Source organism: Micromonospora sp. NPDC085948 (assembly GCF_040686315.1).
Lineage (GTDB): Bacteria > Actinomycetota > Actinomycetes > Mycobacteriales > Micromonosporaceae > Micromonospora.
Genome location: NZ_JBFBJW010000011.1, coordinates 71,289 through 87,386 on the forward strand (window position 1 = coordinate 71,289; position 16,098 = coordinate 87,386).

Sequence of the window (16,098 nt, forward strand, 5' to 3'; positions counted from 1 at the left end):
ATGTCTGCCGGACGCATGGTTGTCTGGATTCCGGCGTCAGAAAACACGTGGGGGAGCACACCGTGACCGAGCCTTACCAAGCCCAGCAGCCGCAGTCGCCGTACCAGCCGGGCGGCCCGGTTCACCCGCCACAGCAGTACCAGCCCCATCCGATCGGGCAGCAGGACCCCGGGTCGGGTCAGCCCGGCCACCTGCCATCGCCGCCGGCCGGCGCATCAGGGCGCAAGCCGCTGCTGCTCGCCGGCGTCGCCTTCGTCGCCCTCCTGATGCTCGTGGCCGCCGGCCTCACCGTCTACGAGGGGTTCCTCAAGGAGGACTCCGGGCTCGCCGCCTGCAAGCGGCTGGCCGAGGGCAAGAGCCCGGACGGCAGCGTCAAGGGCTCCGGCGACCTCAAGCTCACCGAAGCCGAGTATCGGCAAACGCGGGAGGTGTTCGAGGACTCCCGGTACGAGGACATTCGCAAGCACGGCACCACGCTCATCGACATCGCCTGGCGGATCTCGCAGCTGCCGAAGGGGCAGGAGTCGGATGCGTTCGGGTTGCTCACCGCGGCGGGCACCGCGTCGACGGGGCTCCAGACGGCCTGCGCCGACCAGGGTGTGCTCATCAAGACGAACGTCGAGTAGCGTCGCCGAGTCAGCTGTGCAGGGAGTCGCTGGGCGACTGGCCGTGCGCCGCTCGATAGTCGGCGGCGAACCGGCCCGTGTGTGGGTAGCCCCAGCGGTGCGCGATCTCGGCCACGGTGGTCCCCTGGGTCGGATCGGCCCCGAGCAGGTCCTGGTGGGCCCGGTGCAGCCGGGTGCGCCGCAGGTACGCCATCGGAGTGGTCCCCAACTGGCGGCGGAACGCCGCCCGGAGGGCGCGGGGCGTGACGCGGGCCGCCTCGGCGATCTGGGCAGCGGTGATCGCTTCGTCGGAGTGCGTCTCGATGAACGACACGGCACGGCGGACCGGGCCGGCGGGCAACGGGACGGCCTCGACCCGGTGCGACATCGTCATCGCGGAGTTCGCGAAGACGGCGAGCGCGGCCGAGGCGACCTGGTCGATCGCGGCACCGACCACGAGCGGACTGCGGAGCGGCTCCGACGGCCCGTTGAGAAGGTCATAGAGGTGAAGCGTGGTGCTGTGCCAGAACTGACCCATCTCCCTGGAGACTGGCGTGATCGCCTCGAACCGAAAGTCGACCGGATCGATGCCCGTCCGCTCGGTGGCGGCCTCGGTCACGGTGCGCAGGTCCAGGTTGACGCTGTAGATGTCGAAATCCCGGCAGATGTTGGTGAACGGGCGGCCGGTCGGGTTCAGGAGCACCTCGCCGCGACCGGTCCGCGTCTCGTCCCGCCCATCCCGTGTGTCGACCTGCCCCTGCAGCACCGAGAGGAAGATCAGGTCGGTCAGTGGCTCGAAGAAATGACCCTCGATGTCCGCGCCGCACCGCACCCGACTCACCAGGACCGGCCCCGCCTCCACCGATTCCTGCTGATAGGTGAACTGCCCGGTGACGTTGTGTGACCGAAGTTCGATCCCCGCGCACTCCTGGCTGATCACGTCGTGCGCCCCCGAGACCTCGCGGGCCTCGTACCTGCGCCGGATGGGTTGACCCACCGCGTCAGCGCCATGCTGCATGTCGGCTCCTTCGTTACCAAGCTGGGGCCGTCTGACACGTCTGCTTGGCGACGCGCGGATTGGTCGGAGCGCTTGGAATGTGAGGACGGTCCACTGTCCTCAACGACGGCAAGCGCCCGCCGACATGGGTACAAAACTACCCGCCACAGCGACGACGGAAACCTTGCTGTCCATTATCCGCACGGGACAGGCCAGATAACGCCGACGAGAGGCACTAAAAGAGGCCGCTGCGGGCCGGACGTGGTAGTTCCGAGAGAGCGGATTTCCGCTATGGACCAGTCCGTACCACAGGCACCCGCCAGGCGGACGGCGCCGATCGTCCCGGACGGCCGAAACGCCGCGCCGAACACGCTCCGAGCCGGACCAGGCGCCGGGTGGGTAGTCGCACCCGGTGTCGGCCACGCGCCCGAGCGACACCAGGAGACGCACCCATGAGAACCGCCTACGGGCTGCACATCGAGGGACTCGACGAGGTCGTCGAACTGGACGCCGACACCTGCCCACCCGTGGGAAGCCGACCGGTGACCGTACGGCAGCGGCACGCCGTCCCACCGCCGCCCGCGCCGTTGAACGCCGACCGGATGGTCCGGATACTCGCCGACGGCCGTACCCTCGACGTGAACCGGGCCAGCGGCAGCGCCACCTTCTACGGGCCGCCGCTCGCCGCGGACCTGCTCGCCCACCCGTACCTCGCTCCGGTGGCCGTGGTGGTCAACCGATGGGCCGAGCGGGAGACCTTCCACGCCGGGGCGTTCGTCCACTCCGGACGTGCCTGGGTGGTGCTCGGTGGTCGTACCGCCGGCAAGAGCACACTGCTCGCGGCGCTCGCCGCCCGGGACGTGCCGGTGCTGGCCGACGACATCGTGGTCTGTGCGGCCGGCGACGTGCTCGCCGGTCCACGCTGCGTGGACCTGCGAGAGCCGATCCCCGGTCTCGGGTTGCCCACCCGGGTTGTCCGCGACGACAGCCGGCTTCGGCTCATCCTGCCCGCCGTCACGCCCCGCCTGCCGATCGGCGGTTGGATCTTCCTGCACTGGGGCGACCGGCTCGCGGTGACCCCGGTCGGTCCGGCCGAGGTGCTGGCCCGCCTCGTCGCCCGTCGATCCCTGCCCGAGCTGCCCTCCGACCCGAGCGCGCTGCTCGCGCTCGCCGCCCGGCCGGGTTTCGACCTGACCCGTCCCCGCGACTGGGCGGCCCTCGATGCCACCTATCGACTCCTTGGTGCCGCGCTCAGCGGGTCGCTGCCGTGACGACCAGCCCCCGCCGCACCCTGAATGCGCTGGCCCGGCTGATCCGTGGCCACGGGCCACGTGGTGTGGCCCTGGCGGCGTGGACGATGGTGGCCTGTCGGCGAGTACGGCGCCAGCTCGCCCGAGGCGGGCTGAGCGCGGTACGCCTCACCGCGCCCCCATCCGGCGGTAGCGACACGTTGGTCCGGCGGGCGCTGGGCCGCAGCGGGGGCAACTGTCTGGAGAGCGCGCTGGTGCGGCAGCGCTGGTTCGCCGAGCGGGGGGTGCCGCGGACCGTGGTGATCGGGGTCAGCGCGCCGGCTGCCGGTTTCCACGCCCACGCCTGGCTCGACGGTGACCCCGACCCGCACCGGCACGGGTTGGCCGAGATTCTGCGGCATCCGGCGCCGTCGGCCTGGCTGCGCTGACCGTTGCGCAGCCAGCAGGATCGTCAGGGGGACCGGCCGACCGGGGTCGCATCGTCGCGGACCCCGATCGGCCGGCGATCGGGCCGACCCAGGGTGAGTGGCTCGGACAGCAGGGGGTAAAGCTGAGAAACGGGGATCGACGTTGCCGACTGAGTTGTCGGCAACCCGACAATCTTGCCCGGAAAAACGCGTAACCACATTGACACAGTCATGCTGCTCACTCCGGAGACTGCCTCGGCGCAGCCCGGAGATGCGGGATCGAACTCGATTGTTGCGTAGCAGCGAACCACCACGCGACCTGTAGTTCGTGAAATGGCCAGTCTTGTACCGGAATTGGATCGACTTGTCGGCTCGGCGTGTCGCAGCCGCGGAGGATGCCGCGGCAGCCGTCTGGAAGTCTCCGACAGGCCGTTGCGAACCACCGCGTGGCACGTTCAAACAGATCGGGCCGGATTGACGGCCGACGGAGGTGACGGCCCATGGCGTGGACGGGGAATGTTGACGGGCAGGAGCCAGTCAGCCGAGACGTCGTCGAGACTGACGACCCAGAAGAAGCACACCACGTGATCGCACTCCAGTACGGGGAACATCGAGTGCGGATCTCCGGACCCCCCGCGCGATTCCGCTACCGGCAGGCGACGTTGCGTGTCGAGGACCTGGAAATCGGTGAATCTCGATACACCATGCGCAACCGCGCCGAGTCGTTGCCCTATCGCGACTTCACGGCGGTGACAGTGGCGCACGGCCGGTACGCCGTCCGTACCGAGGACGACGAGTTGCGCCTCGGCCCCAACATGACAGGTCGCTACCCGGCGGTGGCTGGGGTCCACCTCATCGACGATCTGGCGGCCGTCTTCGTCCGGCTGCCGATGCAACGGGTCGCGGCGGCCGCCTCCGTCCGCACCGGCCTGCCCATTGCGAACTTCCGGTTCACCACGATGGCACCCCTGTCCCCGGCGATGGCCCTGCTCTGGCAGTCGGTGACGGCGTTCGCCCGGCGACAACTCGCCGTCAACGCGGTGACCGCCAGCCCACTGGCCCGCGCTGGCCTGGTGGACCTGCTGACGACCACCGCCGTCGCGGTGTTCCCGAACACCACGATGACCATCAACTACCTGCCCGGGCAGGCGGGCGTCGGCCGCGCGATCGTGCGGCGGGCCGCCGAGTTCATCGAGGCCCACGCCGCGTCACCGTTGACCGTGGGCCGGATCGCCGAAGCCTGCGAGGTCAGCCAACGCGCGTTACAGGTGGCGTTCCAGCGTTACCACGGGCAGACCCCGATGGCCTTCCTGCGCGCCGTCCGATTACGCCAGGCGCACTGGGACCTGCAACACGCCAAGCCGGGGCAGACCGTGGCGGAGACGGCCCGGCGTTGGGGCTGGACCCATCCCGGGCGCTTCGCCCAGGCGTACCGCGAGGCGTACGGCTGCCATCCCTACGACACTCTCCGCGCAACGAGCGCATCGGTGCCGGTGGAGCCCGGTCAGTGACGAACCCCGGCCGGCGGTGGACGGGGTTGGCTATCCGAACCGGTCGGCGAGCTTCGTCAGCTTGGCGACGTACGCCGGCCAGTCGTACCCGTCGGGGAGGTTGTCGCTCTTCCCTCGCCAACCAACCGCCCCGTCGAGCTGCTCGCGCATGATCCGGGCACTATCGTGCTGGCGTGCACATCCGTTTCGACGTCCCCGCCGATCCCGCCTACCCGGGCCGGGTGGCCGACGCGCTCAGCCGTGTACGCCTGCGCAGGTACGGCATCATCGGCGCAGTGCTGGTGGCGGTCGGGGCGATCGGCCTCGCCGTCTCGCGCGGCTCCGACCGGGCCGACCAGATCTCGCCGCTGTGCGTGACCCTGGTCGTGGCCGGCCTGCTGTCGATGCTGTACTCGCCGTGGGTGCGGTGGCGTGCCCGGCGACGCTCCAGCGGTTACGCGGTCGAGGGTGCCTACGACATCACCGACAACAACATCATGATGCGCAGCGGCTCGCAGTCCAGCGGCATCGCCTGGGACGGGGTAACCCAGGTGAAGGAAACTCCCGAGTTCTGGATCGTGTTCGTCGGGCGGATGCCGGCGACAGTCATCCCACGTCGCCTGATGTCCGCCGAGGACGACGAGACGCTGCGGGCCTACCTGGCCACACGTGATTTGCTCCAGTGACCACCCGGTACGACCTTCGGCCCGCAGCGAAGGTGCTTCTGGGCCGGAGCGTCCGCGCCGGACCCGTTCTCCGTAGACTGCTGCTGTGGATGGGGTCTTCCTGCTCCGTCAGATAGTCGCCGGGCGGGCGCACATGGCCGAGGTCGCCGCGGTGGCGGAGCCAGCCGAGCAGGATCAGGTGGTCGTTTCTCCCCACGCGTTCGACTGGTTGCGGGACCGGTACGGACCGCATGCCGTGGTCGACCGACCGACGAACGTTGAGCTGATCGCCGAGGCGGTCGAGGGCGCCGAGTACGCGCTCGCGCACGTACCTGGTCGCGACCGTGCCATGCGGGTGACGCTGACGATGATCCACGATCTACCGGTCGACACCGGCGACGGCGACATCAAGCTGGCCGCCGCTCAGGCGGTGGCTGCCGCGCTGGGTGGCCGCCTGGACCCGGCTCCGTACCTGGGCGCCAACGGTGCTGTCTTCCCGGCCTAGCCACTCGGCGGCCCGCGGGCGCGTCAGGGGGTGAAGGCGCGGCGGTAGGCGGTGGGCGTGGTGGCGAAGGCTCGCCGGAAATGGGCGCGCAGGTTGGTGGCGGTGCCCAGGCCGGTCCGTCTGGCGACCTCGTCGATCGTGATGTCGTCGCTTTCCAGCAGCCCGCAGGCCGCGCGCAGTCGTTGCTCGGTCAGCCATGCCTGTGGGCTCAGCCCGAACCGGTGTCGGAAGTTGCGGTGCAACGTGCGGGTGGACTGAAGTCCGTGCCGGGCAAGGTCCGCGACGGTGATCGGCAGGTGCAGGTTGGCGGTCGCCCAGGTGGTGACGGCGGCCATCTCCACGTCGTCCCCGCTCGGGTGGGCGGGGACGAACTGCGCCTGACCGCCCGCCCGGTGCAACGGTGTGACCATGAGACGGGCGCGCTCGATGGCCACGTGCTGGCCGTGGTCCCGACCCACCAAGTAGAGGCACAGGTCGAGGCCCGCCGCCAGCCCGGCGCTGGTCAGCACCTGTCCCTCGTCGACGTACAGCGCATTGGCGTCGACCGTGACCTCGGGATGTTCGCGGGCCAGCGCCTCGGCATGCATCCAGTGGGTGGTCGCCCGCCGACCGTCGAGCAGGCCGGACTGGGCCAGTGCGAACGCGCCGGTGCAGATCGAGGCGATGCGGGCGCCACGCCGGTACGCGTCGCGCAGGGCGTCGAGTGCCTGAGCCGGTGCGGGTCCTCGGCGGAAACCGGGAACGATCACGGTGTCGGCGTCGGTGAGGGCGTCGATCGTGGCATCGACGGTCAGGCCCAGCCCGACGGTGGTGGTGGCGACCGTGCCGCCGTCCGGCGAGCAGACGGTGGTCGCGTACCGGCCCTGGCCTTCGTGGCCGAACACGTGTGTCGCGATGGTCAGGTCGAAGGCGACGACGGGTGGCAGGGCCAGTACGGCGACCCGGTGCGTGGCCGATTGCTTGTGCACAGTGGCGAGGATGCCACTCGTAGTCCACCGTGACAGACGGGATTCTCGTCGGATGCGGATAGAGATCGTGGTGTTCGACGGGTTCGACGAGTTGGACGTGTTCGGCCCCTTCGAGGTGCTGGCGATCGCCGGATTCGCGGTCGAGCTGGTCGCGGTCGAGCGGCCCGGCCCGGTGGTCAGCATGCGGGGCGTCCACCTTCAGGTGCCCGCGGTGCTGGGGCGGCCCGACGGTGTGATCGTGCCGGGCGGAGGGTGGCTGAACCGGGCCGCTGCGGGTGCCTGGGCGCAGGCGCAGCACGGCGTACTCCCCGCTCGGCTGGCCGCGCTGGCCCCCTCGACCCGCTGGATGGCGTCGGTCTGCACCGGCGGACTGTTGCTGGCGGCCGCCGGCCTGCTGGGCCAGCGGCAGGCAACCACCAACCGCAACGCGTACGAGGAGTTGCGCTCCTACGGCGTCGACGTCGTCGACGAGCGGGTCGTCGACGACGGGGACCGGATCACCGCGGGCGCGCTCGCGGCCGGGCTGGACCTGGCCCTGTGGATCACGGAACGAGAGCGCGACGCGGCCACCGCCGACCGCGTCGCGGCCACCATCGAGTACGCGCGACCGGCGCCCACCTGGCTCGCGCAGGGAAGGTAGAACCATGAGCGACCTCGCGCGTACGGGCCGACCCGAGAGCCGATTGCCCTGGATCGAGTCCGGCGGCGGGCCACTCGTCGTCGTGCCGTCGTCGGCGCTCACCGACTGGCAGGGCGCGATCTCCGGTTCCGGCGACCCGAATACCTGGGATGATTACGATCGGGCCTGCCGGATCGACGGCTACGCCGGGACCGTGGCCGTCGGCGACGCCGAGGCACTGGTACTGGGCGACGAACCGGCCACCACCACCTACCTCCCCGACCGGCGGATCTTCGTACGGTGGATCTACGCCCCCTCGGAGGTGGACGTCATCCGCCTCGTTCCCCGTGCGGTCGAGGTCGCTCGCTGGGAGGACGCCGGTACGTGGACGACCAGCGGGCCGGCGCGGTTGTTCGACGCCGCGTACGCCGGTGACGAGCTGGCGCACGAGCCACACCTCACGATCGACGTGGCTGCCGGCACCTACCTGATCCGTACCGCCTATGTCGATCCTGAGCGGGGGACTGCGCTGGTGCTCGTGCAGTTGGTCGAGCCGCCGCCGTCGGCGTGAACGCCGTGGCCCCGCATGGGGGCGAGCTCTCGCCCTCGCGGGCGTGCCGGTGGGCGGGCGGCCTCCGGCGGACGTACCCCCGGCCTCCGTCAGGCGTGTCGGCGCGGACCTTCGTCCGCCGCCGACGCTTGCTCGGGTGGTGTCGGAGGTGGCTCCCAATGCGTGCCGGCAATCGCGGCCGCCTGGTCGTGCGCCCGGTTGAGGATCGCCTCCGCCTCCCGTCGGGCGTCGGTCACGATGCCCTCTGCTTCGCGCCGCGCCTCCGTCCGGTGGTCGTGGGCCTGCCGCTCGGCGAGTCTGAGGATCTGCTCGACCCGGTTGCCCAGGCCGCTGAGGGTGGGCCGCCGCTGGAGGTCCAGCAGTAGCTGGTCGGTGACGACCGGAGTTCCGGTGCTCGTCCCGTCGGCTGTCTCCGCCGCGGCCCCGTCGCGATTGACCAGGCCGTCCTCGACGAGATCGGATTCCGTGGTGCCCACGAGGGACAGCACGACGCCGAGCGCGGCGACCGTGATGCCGGACCACGTGGCGGCCGGCCCGAGGGATGGGCCGACCGCGGCACCGACACCCAGCCCGAAGAGGACGGCGGCGGTCTTGGCTGGCTTACGCACGAGTCCTCCTCGGATGGCACGGGTGTGGGCTCCGCTTCCAGCATGACGAAGGAGTCAAGCAGGCCGATGCGTGGCAGACCTGGATTGAGGACGGGAGGTGGAACTGTCGCGACGTCGGTCGATGGCATCCACGGTCGCGGTGGCGATGGAAACCGTCCCGGGAGCGCGGGTCGGGTGTTCCGGACAACCTCGGACAGGGCCGTGAGCTGCCCGGACAGGCACGCGTGTGTCCGGGACAGCCATCGGCGTAGCGGCCAGCCCGGTAGGGCCAATACGCTGCGTTTCGATCAGCCAGGACGCCGGCAGATCGAGATTGGGTGACGAGTTCCGCCCACCGGTGGGCACCTCAAGCAGGTCCGACGATCAGTCCACGCTGTCGCCAATCGCACCGGCGGCACACACCGCTCAAAGGGAGAGTTCATGCGAATCCGTCGTGTCTTCTACGCAGTGGCGATCGGAGCCGCGCTGGCAGTCAGCGGGGTGGCCGCGCCAGCTCAAGCCGGCGAGAAGCCGGTCGTCTCGGAGTCCGTCCTGCAGACCCTCGGTTGGGGCCACGGCTAGCAGCGTCGTGACACCGCCCCCAACCATCACGGGGGTACAGCAAGCCGATCCCGAACAGGCGATTGAGACCCCCGGTGACCGACCCGAGTTGGTCACCGGGGGCCGTGCGGTACACGCCGTCGGTCGGGAGATTTCCCGTTGGGTCGACGCCCGACGGCGCCCGACGGCTGATCAGCGCGTCGGGCTCATGCTCGTCGTCGCGAGGCTCTCCGTGGGGGTCGCGACGATGCGGTGGCGGCGCACCGGGTACAGGATCGGGCGGGAGACGCTCCAGGCCGCGCCCGCGCAGACGAACTCCTTGTAGCGGGCCGCCAGCGTGCCCTTGAGCAGGGCGGGCCTGGCCCGGTCGTCGGCGGTCACGTACTGGATGATGCCGTCGCGGCGGCCGAGGCTGATGCACTGGTTGAAGTAGCGCAGCGGGGCCTTCGGGATCTTCGTCCGACCGGTCAGGCGGGTGGCGATGGCGTCGGCGGCCTGCCAGGCCATCGGGGTTCCCGAGGCGCAGGACATCCGCAGCGGTTTCCCGCCCGGTCCCTCGGCGACTGCGGCGTCGCCGACGGCGTACACGTCGGGGTGGGAGACCGACCGCATCGTGGCGTCGACGACGATCTGCCCGGTGTCCGCGACGGTCAGGGTCGTGGCGGCGGCGATGGGGTGGACGGCGAAGCCGGCCGTCCACACGGTCACCTGGGCCGGGATCACCTGGCCGTCGCCGGTGACCGCGCCGGTGGCGTCGACCCGGGCGATGTCGGTGTGCTCGTGGACGGTGATGCCGAGCCGGTCGCAGACCCCGCGCAGGTGCTGCCGTGCCTTCGCGGTGAGCCAGTCACCGAGCGCGCCCCGGGCGGCGAGCGCGACGTCGAGGTCCGGGCGGGCCTCCGCGATCTCGGTGACCGCTTCCAGGCCGGTGAGGCCGCCGCCGACGGCGAGCACTGTCGCGCCGGCCGGGAGCTGGGCCAGGCGGTCGCGCAACCGCGCTGCCGATGGCCTCCCGGCGAGGTCGTACGCGTGCTCGGCGACGCCGGGGACGCCGTGGTCCGCGCTGGTGCTGCCGAGGGCGTAGACGAGCGTGTCGTACGCGATCTCGTCGGTGCCGTGCTCGGCGACGAGCGCGACGGTCCTGCGGTCGACGTCGACGGCGGTGACCCGGGCCACCCGGACCTCGACGCCGGTGCCCGCGTAGACGTCGGTCAGCGGTCGGCGCCTGAGGTGCTGGCCGGTGGCGAGTTGGTGCATACGGACCCGCTCGACGAAGTCGTCGTCGGCGTTGACGATGGTGATCTGCGTGTCGTCGCGGTGCAGCCGCCGGGCGAGACGCCCGGCCGCGATGGCTCCGGCGTATCCAGCTCCGAGGACGACGATCCGGTGCTTCATGGTGTCACTCCTGTCTCGGTGAGGGTCGCTTCCAGAACCGGACAGCGTCCCGATTCCTGACAGGAGTCGGCTGAGAGCTGGGTCACCAGACGTGCAGCAGGGGCTCCCCGTGCGCGGAGGTGGACCAGTGGCGGGTGGCGCGTACGAGCTTGTCGGGGTTGACCTGGACGTGCAGGGCCGCGACGCCGTCGGGAGTCACCTTCAGCGTCATGACCCCGACGACCTGCTCGTCGAGCACCACCACCAGCGCCGGGGCGCCGTTGACGACCTCGGTGTAGAGGGCGGGACTGCCGCCCACGATGTCCCGTTTGGCGGTGCTGGGCGCGAACAGGCCGCGCAGGAACCTGGCCACCGCCAGCGCGCCGACGACGGGTGTGGTCCGGGCCGGGATCTTGCCGCCGCCGTCGCCGATGCTCGTCGCGTCGTCGGTGAGGAGTGTGACCAACCGCTGGGTCTCGCCGTTGGCGGCCGCCGCGAGGAACTCCTCGACGATCCGGCGCGCGGTGGCGCCGTCGACCTCGGCGCGGGCGCGGTCGCCGGTGACGTGCTGCTTGGCCCGCCGGTAGATCTGCTGGCAGTTCGACTCGCTGACGCCGAGCATGTCGGCGATCTCCGCGTGTGTGTAGCCGAAGGCCTCGCGGAGTACGTACACCGCGCGCTCCTTGGCCGACAGCCGCTCCAGCAGGGTGAGCACCGCCATGGAGACCGACTCGCGCTGCTCGGCGGTGTCGAGTGGGCCGAGCATCCGGTCCCCGGCCAGGACCGGTTCGGGCAGCCAGGTGCCCACGTACGTCTCGCGTCGGGCCCGCGCCGAGGTGAGCTGGTTGAGGCACACGTTGGTGAGGGCCTTCGTCAGCCAGGCCTCGGGCGTCTCGACGCGCTGCCGGTCGGCGGCCTGCCAGCGCAGGAACGTGTCCTGCACCGCGTCCTCGGCGTCACTTGCCGAGCCCAGCAGCCGATAGGCGATCGCCCCCAGGCGAGCCCTGGCGCGTTCGAAGAGCTCGACGTCGTCCGGACTGAGCGGCATGGCTCGATAGTTAACCACGCCCGCGACCCCGTCGGCCGAGCTGTGGGCATGCCAGCCGGCCTTGCCCGTGGGAAACTCTGTCGATGTCGTCGTCTACGGCCCCGTCCGGCTGGCCGCCGGCATTCGCTGGCGGGCGATCCGTCGACATCCAGCCGTTCCGGGTGGACGTGCCAGAAACCGAGCTGGTCGACCTGCGTGCTCGGCTGGCGCGTACCCGTTGGCCGGAGACGGCGACCGCTCCCGGCTGGGCCCACGGCGTACCCCTGCACGAGATGCGGTCCCTCTGCGCGTACTGGGCCGAGGGGTACGACTGGCGGGCCGCCGAGGCGCGGCTCAACGCCTTCCCGCAGTACCTCGTCAGCGTGGACGGCCTGAAGATCCACGTGCTTCATGCCCGGTCACCGCACCCGGGGGCGATGCCGCTGGTCCTGACCCACGGCTGGCCCGGATCGGTGCTGGAACTGGTAGACCTGATCACACCGTTGACCGATCCCCCGAGGCACGGCGGCACCGCCGGGGACGCCTTCGACGTGGTGATCCCGTCGCTACCCGGCTACGGTTTCAGCGCCCGGCCCACCGGACCCGGCTGGGGCATCGAACGGATAGCCGCGAGCTGGGCGGAGATCATGGCGGCGTTCGGCTACGCCCGTTATGGCGCCGCCGGCAGTGACTGGGGCACAAGCGTCTCCAGCGTCCTCGGGGCACTCGACGGCGAGCACGTGGCCGGCGTCCACCTCGTACCGCCGCTCGCCGGCCCGGATCGGGTCGCGGACGCAGAGCATACCGATGCCGAACGCGAAGCGTTGGCACAGCTGCGACAGCGCGGGGAGTCCAGCTCGGCGTACTCCGACGTGCACCGCACCGCCCCGCAGACCGTCGGTTACGCCCTGGTCGACTCCCCGGTCGGCCTGTGTGCGTGGATGGGGGAGAAGCTGCTCACCTGGGCTGACTCCGGTGGCCTCAGCCGCGATCAGATTCTCGACCAGGTCACCTTGTACTGGTTGACCGGCACCGCCGCGTCGTCCGCCCGCCTGTACGCGGAGAGCATCGACCGGGTGTCCGGCTGGATCAGCGGCGCGGACACCGCCCCGGTGCGCGTACCCGTCGGCGCGTCGGTCTTCCCTGCCGAGGTGCCCCGGCCGTCCCGACGCTGGGCGGCCCGCCGTTACCCGGACATCCGGTACTGGAAGGAGCACGACCGCGGCGGGCACTTCCCGGCGCTGGAGGTGCCCGAGCTGCTTATCGCCGACCTGCGCGCCTTCTTCCGGCTGCTGCGGTAGGCCGCCACACCACACGCTTCCGCTGACCGCTGGACGGCGGAGCCCAGCCGGAGCGATCAGGCTCGAGTGTCCGCCGAGTCGTCGTCGCCGGACGGGCGAGCGTGACCGCCACCGCCGTCAGGCAGATCACCACAGCGGCGACGAGCGGTGGGCGACCGCCGAGGTGGACGGCCGCCGAGCCGAGGGGGATGGCCAGCACGAGTGGGCCGAACATCGCGGTGTTCGCCGTCGCGGACACCCGGCCCAGCAGCTCCGACGGCGTGTGTGTCTGCACGGCCGTCACCGCGGCGACCAGGGTCCAGGGCAGGCCGACGCCGGCGATCACCGCGCCGGCGACCGTGACCGGCCACCACGGCAGGCCACGCGCCAGGCAACCGACGGCGAACAGCACGGTCCCGGCGACGCCGACCACACCCGGACCCCGGCCGGCCAGGAGCCTGCCGACGATCAGGCCGCCGATGACGGAACCGCCGCCCTGTGCGCTTGTCAGCACCCCCAGGAACGTCGTCGGGAGACGGAGGTCGCTGGTCACGATCGTGTAGATCGCCGCGGTCGTGAAGCCGGACATGGCGATCGACACGGCGGCGAGCACGATGGGCACGGCCGTCGCCCGCTGTCCGAACAGGGCCGACAATCCGGTACGCAGGCCCGGGCGCCGCCGCGTCGGTTGGACCGGTGGCGTCCGGTTGAGGCGCACCGCCGCGTACAGGATGGCGACCAGGACCGGCGCGCACGCGCTGAGGACGACGACCGCGTGGCCACCGTGCCAGGCGTAGAGGCCCGCCCCGGCCAGGGGAGCGACGAGTTTCATGCCCTCTCCCGCGCTGGAGCGCCACCCGTTGACGTCGCCGAGTTCCGTGGGTGACAGCGCGGACGGCAGCAGCGCCGTCTCGCCCGCGTCGATGAGCACGTAGCTGACGCCGTAGACGGAGGAGACGGCGAAGATCAGCCATGTCTGCCCCGGCCCGCGTACCGCGAAGAGGGCCAGCAGGGCGGTAGCCAACCCGAGGTTCACCGCGATGACCAGCGGGCGTCGGGGTGCCCGGTCGAGCAGGCCGCCCAGCCACGGGCCGGCGAGCACCGGGGCGTACACGCACAGCCCGGTGAGGGCCGCGAGGCCGGTGGAGCCGGTCAGGTCCAGGGTCCAGATGCCGGCCACCAGGGACATGGCGCTGCTGCCGAAGCCGGACAGCAGTGAGATCGTCACGAACAGTCCGGCGTTGCGCCGCATGAGCCCTCCAGGTTGAGTCGGGATGACTCATCCTTTGGCCTTGAGGCTTGTCGGCGCAATGTTGGCGGCTTACGTCAATGTGGCATTGACATCGCCGCGTCGAGCGCCGCCGCCGCGGCTCGGGCAGGTGCCGGCAGCCGGTCACCCGCCTCGGCGAGGTCGGCGACGAGGGGCAGGGCCAGCGCGTACAGCGACCCCGGGGCGGCGTCCAGGGCGGCGTCCACCGTGCTGCGCACGAGCGCCGCTCGACGAAATCGGGCGTTCCACCGCCGGTCCGCCACGATCCATCGCTCAAGCTCGGTCACGGCGGCGCGCAGTGCCGCGATCTGTGCCGGGTAGCCGAGGTCGCGGTGCCGCTGCCGTGACCTCCGCGCCACCACCAGGCGCTGCCGGCGCTGCTCTGCGGCCTGCCGGCTGCCGAGGCCCAACGCCTGCGCCACCTGCGCCCACGTCGCGCCGTCGTGCCGCGCCCGGTCGATCAGGTCCAGCTCCCGCTCGTCCAGGTGGGCGCGGGCGACCTGGACGTCCGCCAACTGCGCCAGCTCCGACGTCATCGGTCAACGTTACATTGACAATTGCGGTAGCGGCGCGCGCACCATGAACACGTCCACCGGGTCCTCGGCCGTCAGCGTGAATCCGTGCCGCTCGTAGAGCCGCCGGGCCGGACTGCCCCGCAACACGTTCAGCCGGACCAGGGTGCCGTCGCGGTCGCACCGGTCCAGCAGGTCGCGCAACACGGCCGTGCCGAGGCCGCTGCCCTGCACGTGCGGGGAGAGGTAGAAGTGCTCCAACCAGTGGGCGTCGTCCGCCGGGCGCAGCGCCACGCAGCCGGCGAACGCCCCACCCACCTCGACAACCCGGGTGTACGCCGGAACGAAGCCGTCCCGCAGGCGCTGCCGTACGCGCTGTTCGTCGTACCGCCCGAGCCGTTCCAGATCCGCCCGCAGCACCACGGCGCGCAACTCGGCCACGGCGTCGACGTCCGCCAGCGAGGCCGGTCGCAGCTCCCACTCCACCATGATCACCACGCTATCGCCGCCCCAGCAGACGAGAGGTCCGACACCCGCCGACCCTGCTCGACCCGGCACGCCGACGTCGCTGAACCGACCAGGGCACGGTGCCGCTGGTCAATTAGGATGAGGCCCATGAGCGCTGAGGCCGTCGGCATGCACATGCCCGCCATCGTGACGCTCGACGACCTGGCGGCGATGAACGCCGCCGATCCGAACGGCCACCGTTACGAGACCAGCCCCGAGGGGGTCCTGTCGGTCATGCCGCCCCCCGACTCGGATCACGCCATGATCGCCAGTCGCCTCTTCGCCTGGCTGATCATGGCTGGTTGGCCCGCCGAGCAGGTGCTCCAGGCGGCCGGTCTGCGCATCTCCGGCCCGGACGGCCACGGCGGTCGCATCCCCGACCTCAGCGTGTGGCGGACGCCGACCCGCAGCGTCTGGGCCGCGGTCGACGATGTCGTACTCGTGGTGGAGATCGTTTCGCCGGGGTCGGAGGCGATGGACTCGGTGACGAAGGTCCGCGAGTACGCGTCGGTGGGGATCCCGCGGTACTGGGTGGTGGACCGGGATGGTGCGCAGACCGTCACCCTGCATGTGCTGGGTGGGGACGGCACCTACGAGGAGCGGGCACGGATGCCGCTGGCGTGGTTGCTCCAGACGGTCCCCGCCGACCATCTCGACTGACATTCACTGACTTCGCCGACTGCTGGACGCCGTTCCTCGCTGGACAGGGCGCGACGTCGGCGCGCGGGTGTGAGCCGTTCGGGGTGTCGCGGCCGAAACAGCAGCCGCGATTCACGTTTCCGCAGCTCAGTTGGGGTCCCTGTCGTGCAACGGACAAGACGGTAGGGCCTCCGGCGGAGCACTGTTGGGGCAGGTGCCGACTCCGCTGGGGGCGCCCTCAGCGGGTTCGTCCTCACCGGGACA

The 16,098-nt window shown here is 71.1% G+C and carries 18 protein-coding genes and 1 pseudogene; 11 read left to right on the plus strand and 8 right to left on the minus strand.

Annotated features, from left to right (window positions below; genetic code table 11):
* The first annotated feature begins 62 nt into the window (after window positions 1-62).
* A complete protein-coding gene (locus tag AB0O48_RS24715) occupies window positions 63-626 on the plus strand; it encodes a hypothetical protein (protein ID WP_357571360.1) in 564 nt (187 codons plus the stop codon).
* A gap of 10 nt (window positions 627-636) precedes the next feature.
* Here the strand turns inward: AB0O48_RS24715 and AB0O48_RS24720 are convergent, their stop codons facing one another.
* Window positions 637-1,623, minus strand: coding sequence for an AraC family transcriptional regulator (locus tag AB0O48_RS24720; protein WP_365068592.1), 987 nt, complete (start codon window positions 1,621-1,623; stop codon window positions 637-639).
* Window positions 1,624-2,054: 431 nt separating this feature from the next.
* Between AB0O48_RS24720 and AB0O48_RS24725 the strand changes: the two genes are divergently transcribed.
* From AB0O48_RS24725 to AB0O48_RS24745, 5 genes are all read left to right on the plus strand, one after another.
* Entirely contained in the window at window positions 2,055-2,873 is an 819-nt protein-coding gene (locus tag AB0O48_RS24725) for a hypothetical protein (protein ID WP_357244741.1), read from the plus strand.
* Window positions 2,870-3,280, plus strand: coding sequence for a lasso peptide biosynthesis protein (locus tag AB0O48_RS24730; protein ID WP_365068594.1), 411 nt, complete (start codon window positions 2,870-2,872; stop codon window positions 3,278-3,280). Before AB0O48_RS24725 ends, AB0O48_RS24730 begins: the two co-directional genes overlap by 4 nt.
* Window positions 3,281-3,843: 563 nt before the next feature.
* Window positions 3,844-4,770 (plus strand): AraC family transcriptional regulator, encoded by a 927-nt coding sequence (locus AB0O48_RS24735; protein ID WP_357244744.1) that lies wholly within the window; start codon window positions 3,844-3,846, stop codon window positions 4,768-4,770.
* 173 nt (window positions 4,771-4,943) lie between these two features.
* The gene (locus AB0O48_RS24740) at window positions 4,944-5,435 is read left to right on the plus strand and encodes a YcxB family protein (RefSeq protein WP_357244746.1); all 492 of its coding nucleotides are present in this window, start codon (window positions 4,944-4,946) and stop codon (window positions 5,433-5,435) included.
* An 85-nt stretch (window positions 5,436-5,520) separates the two neighbouring features.
* Complete coding sequence (locus AB0O48_RS24745) at window positions 5,521-5,919, plus strand: hypothetical protein (RefSeq protein WP_357244748.1); 399 nt, start codon at window positions 5,521-5,523, stop codon at window positions 5,917-5,919.
* A gap of 23 nt (window positions 5,920-5,942) precedes the next feature.
* Here the strand turns inward: AB0O48_RS24745 and AB0O48_RS24750 are convergent, their stop codons facing one another.
* A complete protein-coding gene (locus AB0O48_RS24750) occupies window positions 5,943-6,887 on the minus strand; it encodes a DJ-1/PfpI family protein (RefSeq protein WP_365068598.1) in 945 nt (314 codons plus the stop codon).
* A gap of 52 nt (window positions 6,888-6,939) precedes the next feature.
* On the opposite strand from AB0O48_RS24750, the gene AB0O48_RS24755 reads away from it, so the two are divergent.
* Window positions 6,940-7,527 (plus strand): DJ-1/PfpI family protein, encoded by a 588-nt coding sequence (locus AB0O48_RS24755; RefSeq protein WP_365068600.1) that lies wholly within the window; start codon window positions 6,940-6,942, stop codon window positions 7,525-7,527.
* Between the two features lie 4 nt (window positions 7,528-7,531).
* Window positions 7,532-8,077 (plus strand): Imm21 family immunity protein, encoded by a 546-nt coding sequence (locus AB0O48_RS24760; RefSeq protein WP_365068602.1) that lies wholly within the window; start codon window positions 7,532-7,534, stop codon window positions 8,075-8,077.
* Window positions 8,078-8,247: 170 nt separating this feature from the next.
* Here the strand turns inward: AB0O48_RS24760 and AB0O48_RS24765 are convergent.
* Window positions 8,248-8,421 (minus strand): annotated as a pseudogene (locus AB0O48_RS24765) (DivIVA domain-containing protein); the annotation flags it as partial.
* A gap of 684 nt (window positions 8,422-9,105) precedes the next feature.
* Between AB0O48_RS24765 and AB0O48_RS24770 the strand changes: the two are divergent.
* A complete protein-coding gene (locus AB0O48_RS24770; protein ID WP_357244754.1) occupies window positions 9,106-9,246 on the plus strand; it encodes a hypothetical protein in 141 nt (46 codons plus the stop codon).
* Window positions 9,247-9,417: 171 nt separating this feature from the next.
* Here AB0O48_RS24770 and AB0O48_RS24775 read toward each other — a convergent pair whose 3' ends face one another.
* Entirely contained in the window at window positions 9,418-10,620 is a 1,203-nt protein-coding gene (locus tag AB0O48_RS24775) for an FAD-dependent oxidoreductase (RefSeq protein WP_365068604.1), read from the minus strand.
* An 82-nt stretch (window positions 10,621-10,702) separates the two neighbouring features.
* Complete coding sequence (locus AB0O48_RS24780) at window positions 10,703-11,647, minus strand: RNA polymerase sigma-70 factor (protein WP_357244758.1); 945 nt, start codon at window positions 11,645-11,647, stop codon at window positions 10,703-10,705.
* Between the two features lie 83 nt (window positions 11,648-11,730).
* On the opposite strand from AB0O48_RS24780, the gene AB0O48_RS24785 reads away from it, so the two are divergent.
* A complete protein-coding gene (locus AB0O48_RS24785; RefSeq protein ID WP_357571365.1) occupies window positions 11,731-12,927 on the plus strand; it encodes an epoxide hydrolase family protein in 1,197 nt (398 codons plus the stop codon).
* Here the strand turns inward: AB0O48_RS24785 and AB0O48_RS24790 are convergent.
* The 3 genes from AB0O48_RS24790 to AB0O48_RS24800 all read right to left on the minus strand — a co-directional run bounded on the left by AB0O48_RS24790 (window position 12,887) and on the right by AB0O48_RS24800 (window position 15,177).
* Window positions 12,887-14,158, minus strand: coding sequence for an MFS transporter (locus tag AB0O48_RS24790; RefSeq protein ID WP_357244762.1), 1,272 nt, complete (start codon window positions 14,156-14,158; stop codon window positions 12,887-12,889). The two genes, AB0O48_RS24785 and AB0O48_RS24790, sit on opposite strands and share 41 nt — an antisense overlap.
* A 74-nt stretch (window positions 14,159-14,232) precedes the next feature.
* Window positions 14,233-14,712: a hypothetical protein gene (locus AB0O48_RS24795; RefSeq protein WP_357244764.1), complete on the minus strand. Its 480-nt coding sequence runs from the start codon at window positions 14,710-14,712 to the stop codon at window positions 14,233-14,235.
* 9 nt (window positions 14,713-14,721) lie between these two features.
* Window positions 14,722-15,177 carry a GNAT family N-acetyltransferase gene (locus tag AB0O48_RS24800; RefSeq protein WP_357244766.1) on the minus strand — a complete coding sequence of 152 codons (456 nt, stop codon included), beginning with the start codon at window positions 15,175-15,177 and terminating at the stop codon, window positions 14,722-14,724.
* Between the two features lie 126 nt (window positions 15,178-15,303).
* Here AB0O48_RS24800 and AB0O48_RS24805 point away from each other — a divergent pair, with 126 nt between their 5' ends.
* The gene (locus tag AB0O48_RS24805; protein WP_365068608.1) at window positions 15,304-15,855 is read left to right on the plus strand and encodes a Uma2 family endonuclease; all 552 of its coding nucleotides are present in this window, start codon (window positions 15,304-15,306) and stop codon (window positions 15,853-15,855) included.
* The last annotated feature ends 243 nt before the right edge of the window (window positions 15,856-16,098 follow it).

Coding starts and splice junctions, on each gene's coding strand:
- AB0O48_RS24720 (WP_365068592.1), bottom strand. CDS start 1,623: ATGCAGCATGGCGCTGACGCGGTGGGTCAACCCATCCGGCGCAGGTAC.
- AB0O48_RS24725 (WP_357244741.1), top strand. CDS start 2,055: ATGAGAACCGCCTACGGGCTGCACATCGAGGGACTCGACGAGGTCGTC.
- AB0O48_RS24755 (WP_365068600.1), top strand. CDS start 6,940: ATGCGGATAGAGATCGTGGTGTTCGACGGGTTCGACGAGTTGGACGTG.
- AB0O48_RS24760 (WP_365068602.1), top strand. CDS start 7,532: ATGAGCGACCTCGCGCGTACGGGCCGACCCGAGAGCCGATTGCCCTGG.
- AB0O48_RS24770 (WP_357244754.1), top strand. CDS start 9,106: ATGCGAATCCGTCGTGTCTTCTACGCAGTGGCGATCGGAGCCGCGCTG.
- AB0O48_RS24775 (WP_365068604.1), bottom strand. CDS start 10,620: ATGAAGCACCGGATCGTCGTCCTCGGAGCTGGATACGCCGGAGCCATC.
- AB0O48_RS24780 (WP_357244758.1), bottom strand. CDS start 11,647: ATGCCGCTCAGTCCGGACGACGTCGAGCTCTTCGAACGCGCCAGGGCT.
- AB0O48_RS24785 (WP_357571365.1), top strand. CDS start 11,731: ATGTCGTCGTCTACGGCCCCGTCCGGCTGGCCGCCGGCATTCGCTGGC.
- AB0O48_RS24790 (WP_357244762.1), bottom strand. CDS start 14,158: ATGCGGCGCAACGCCGGACTGTTCGTGACGATCTCACTGCTGTCCGGC.
- AB0O48_RS24795 (WP_357244764.1), bottom strand. CDS start 14,712: ATGACGTCGGAGCTGGCGCAGTTGGCGGACGTCCAGGTCGCCCGCGCC.
- AB0O48_RS24800 (WP_357244766.1), bottom strand. CDS start 15,177: ATGGTGGAGTGGGAGCTGCGACCGGCCTCGCTGGCGGACGTCGACGCC.
- AB0O48_RS24805 (WP_365068608.1), top strand. CDS start 15,304: ATGAGCGCTGAGGCCGTCGGCATGCACATGCCCGCCATCGTGACGCTC.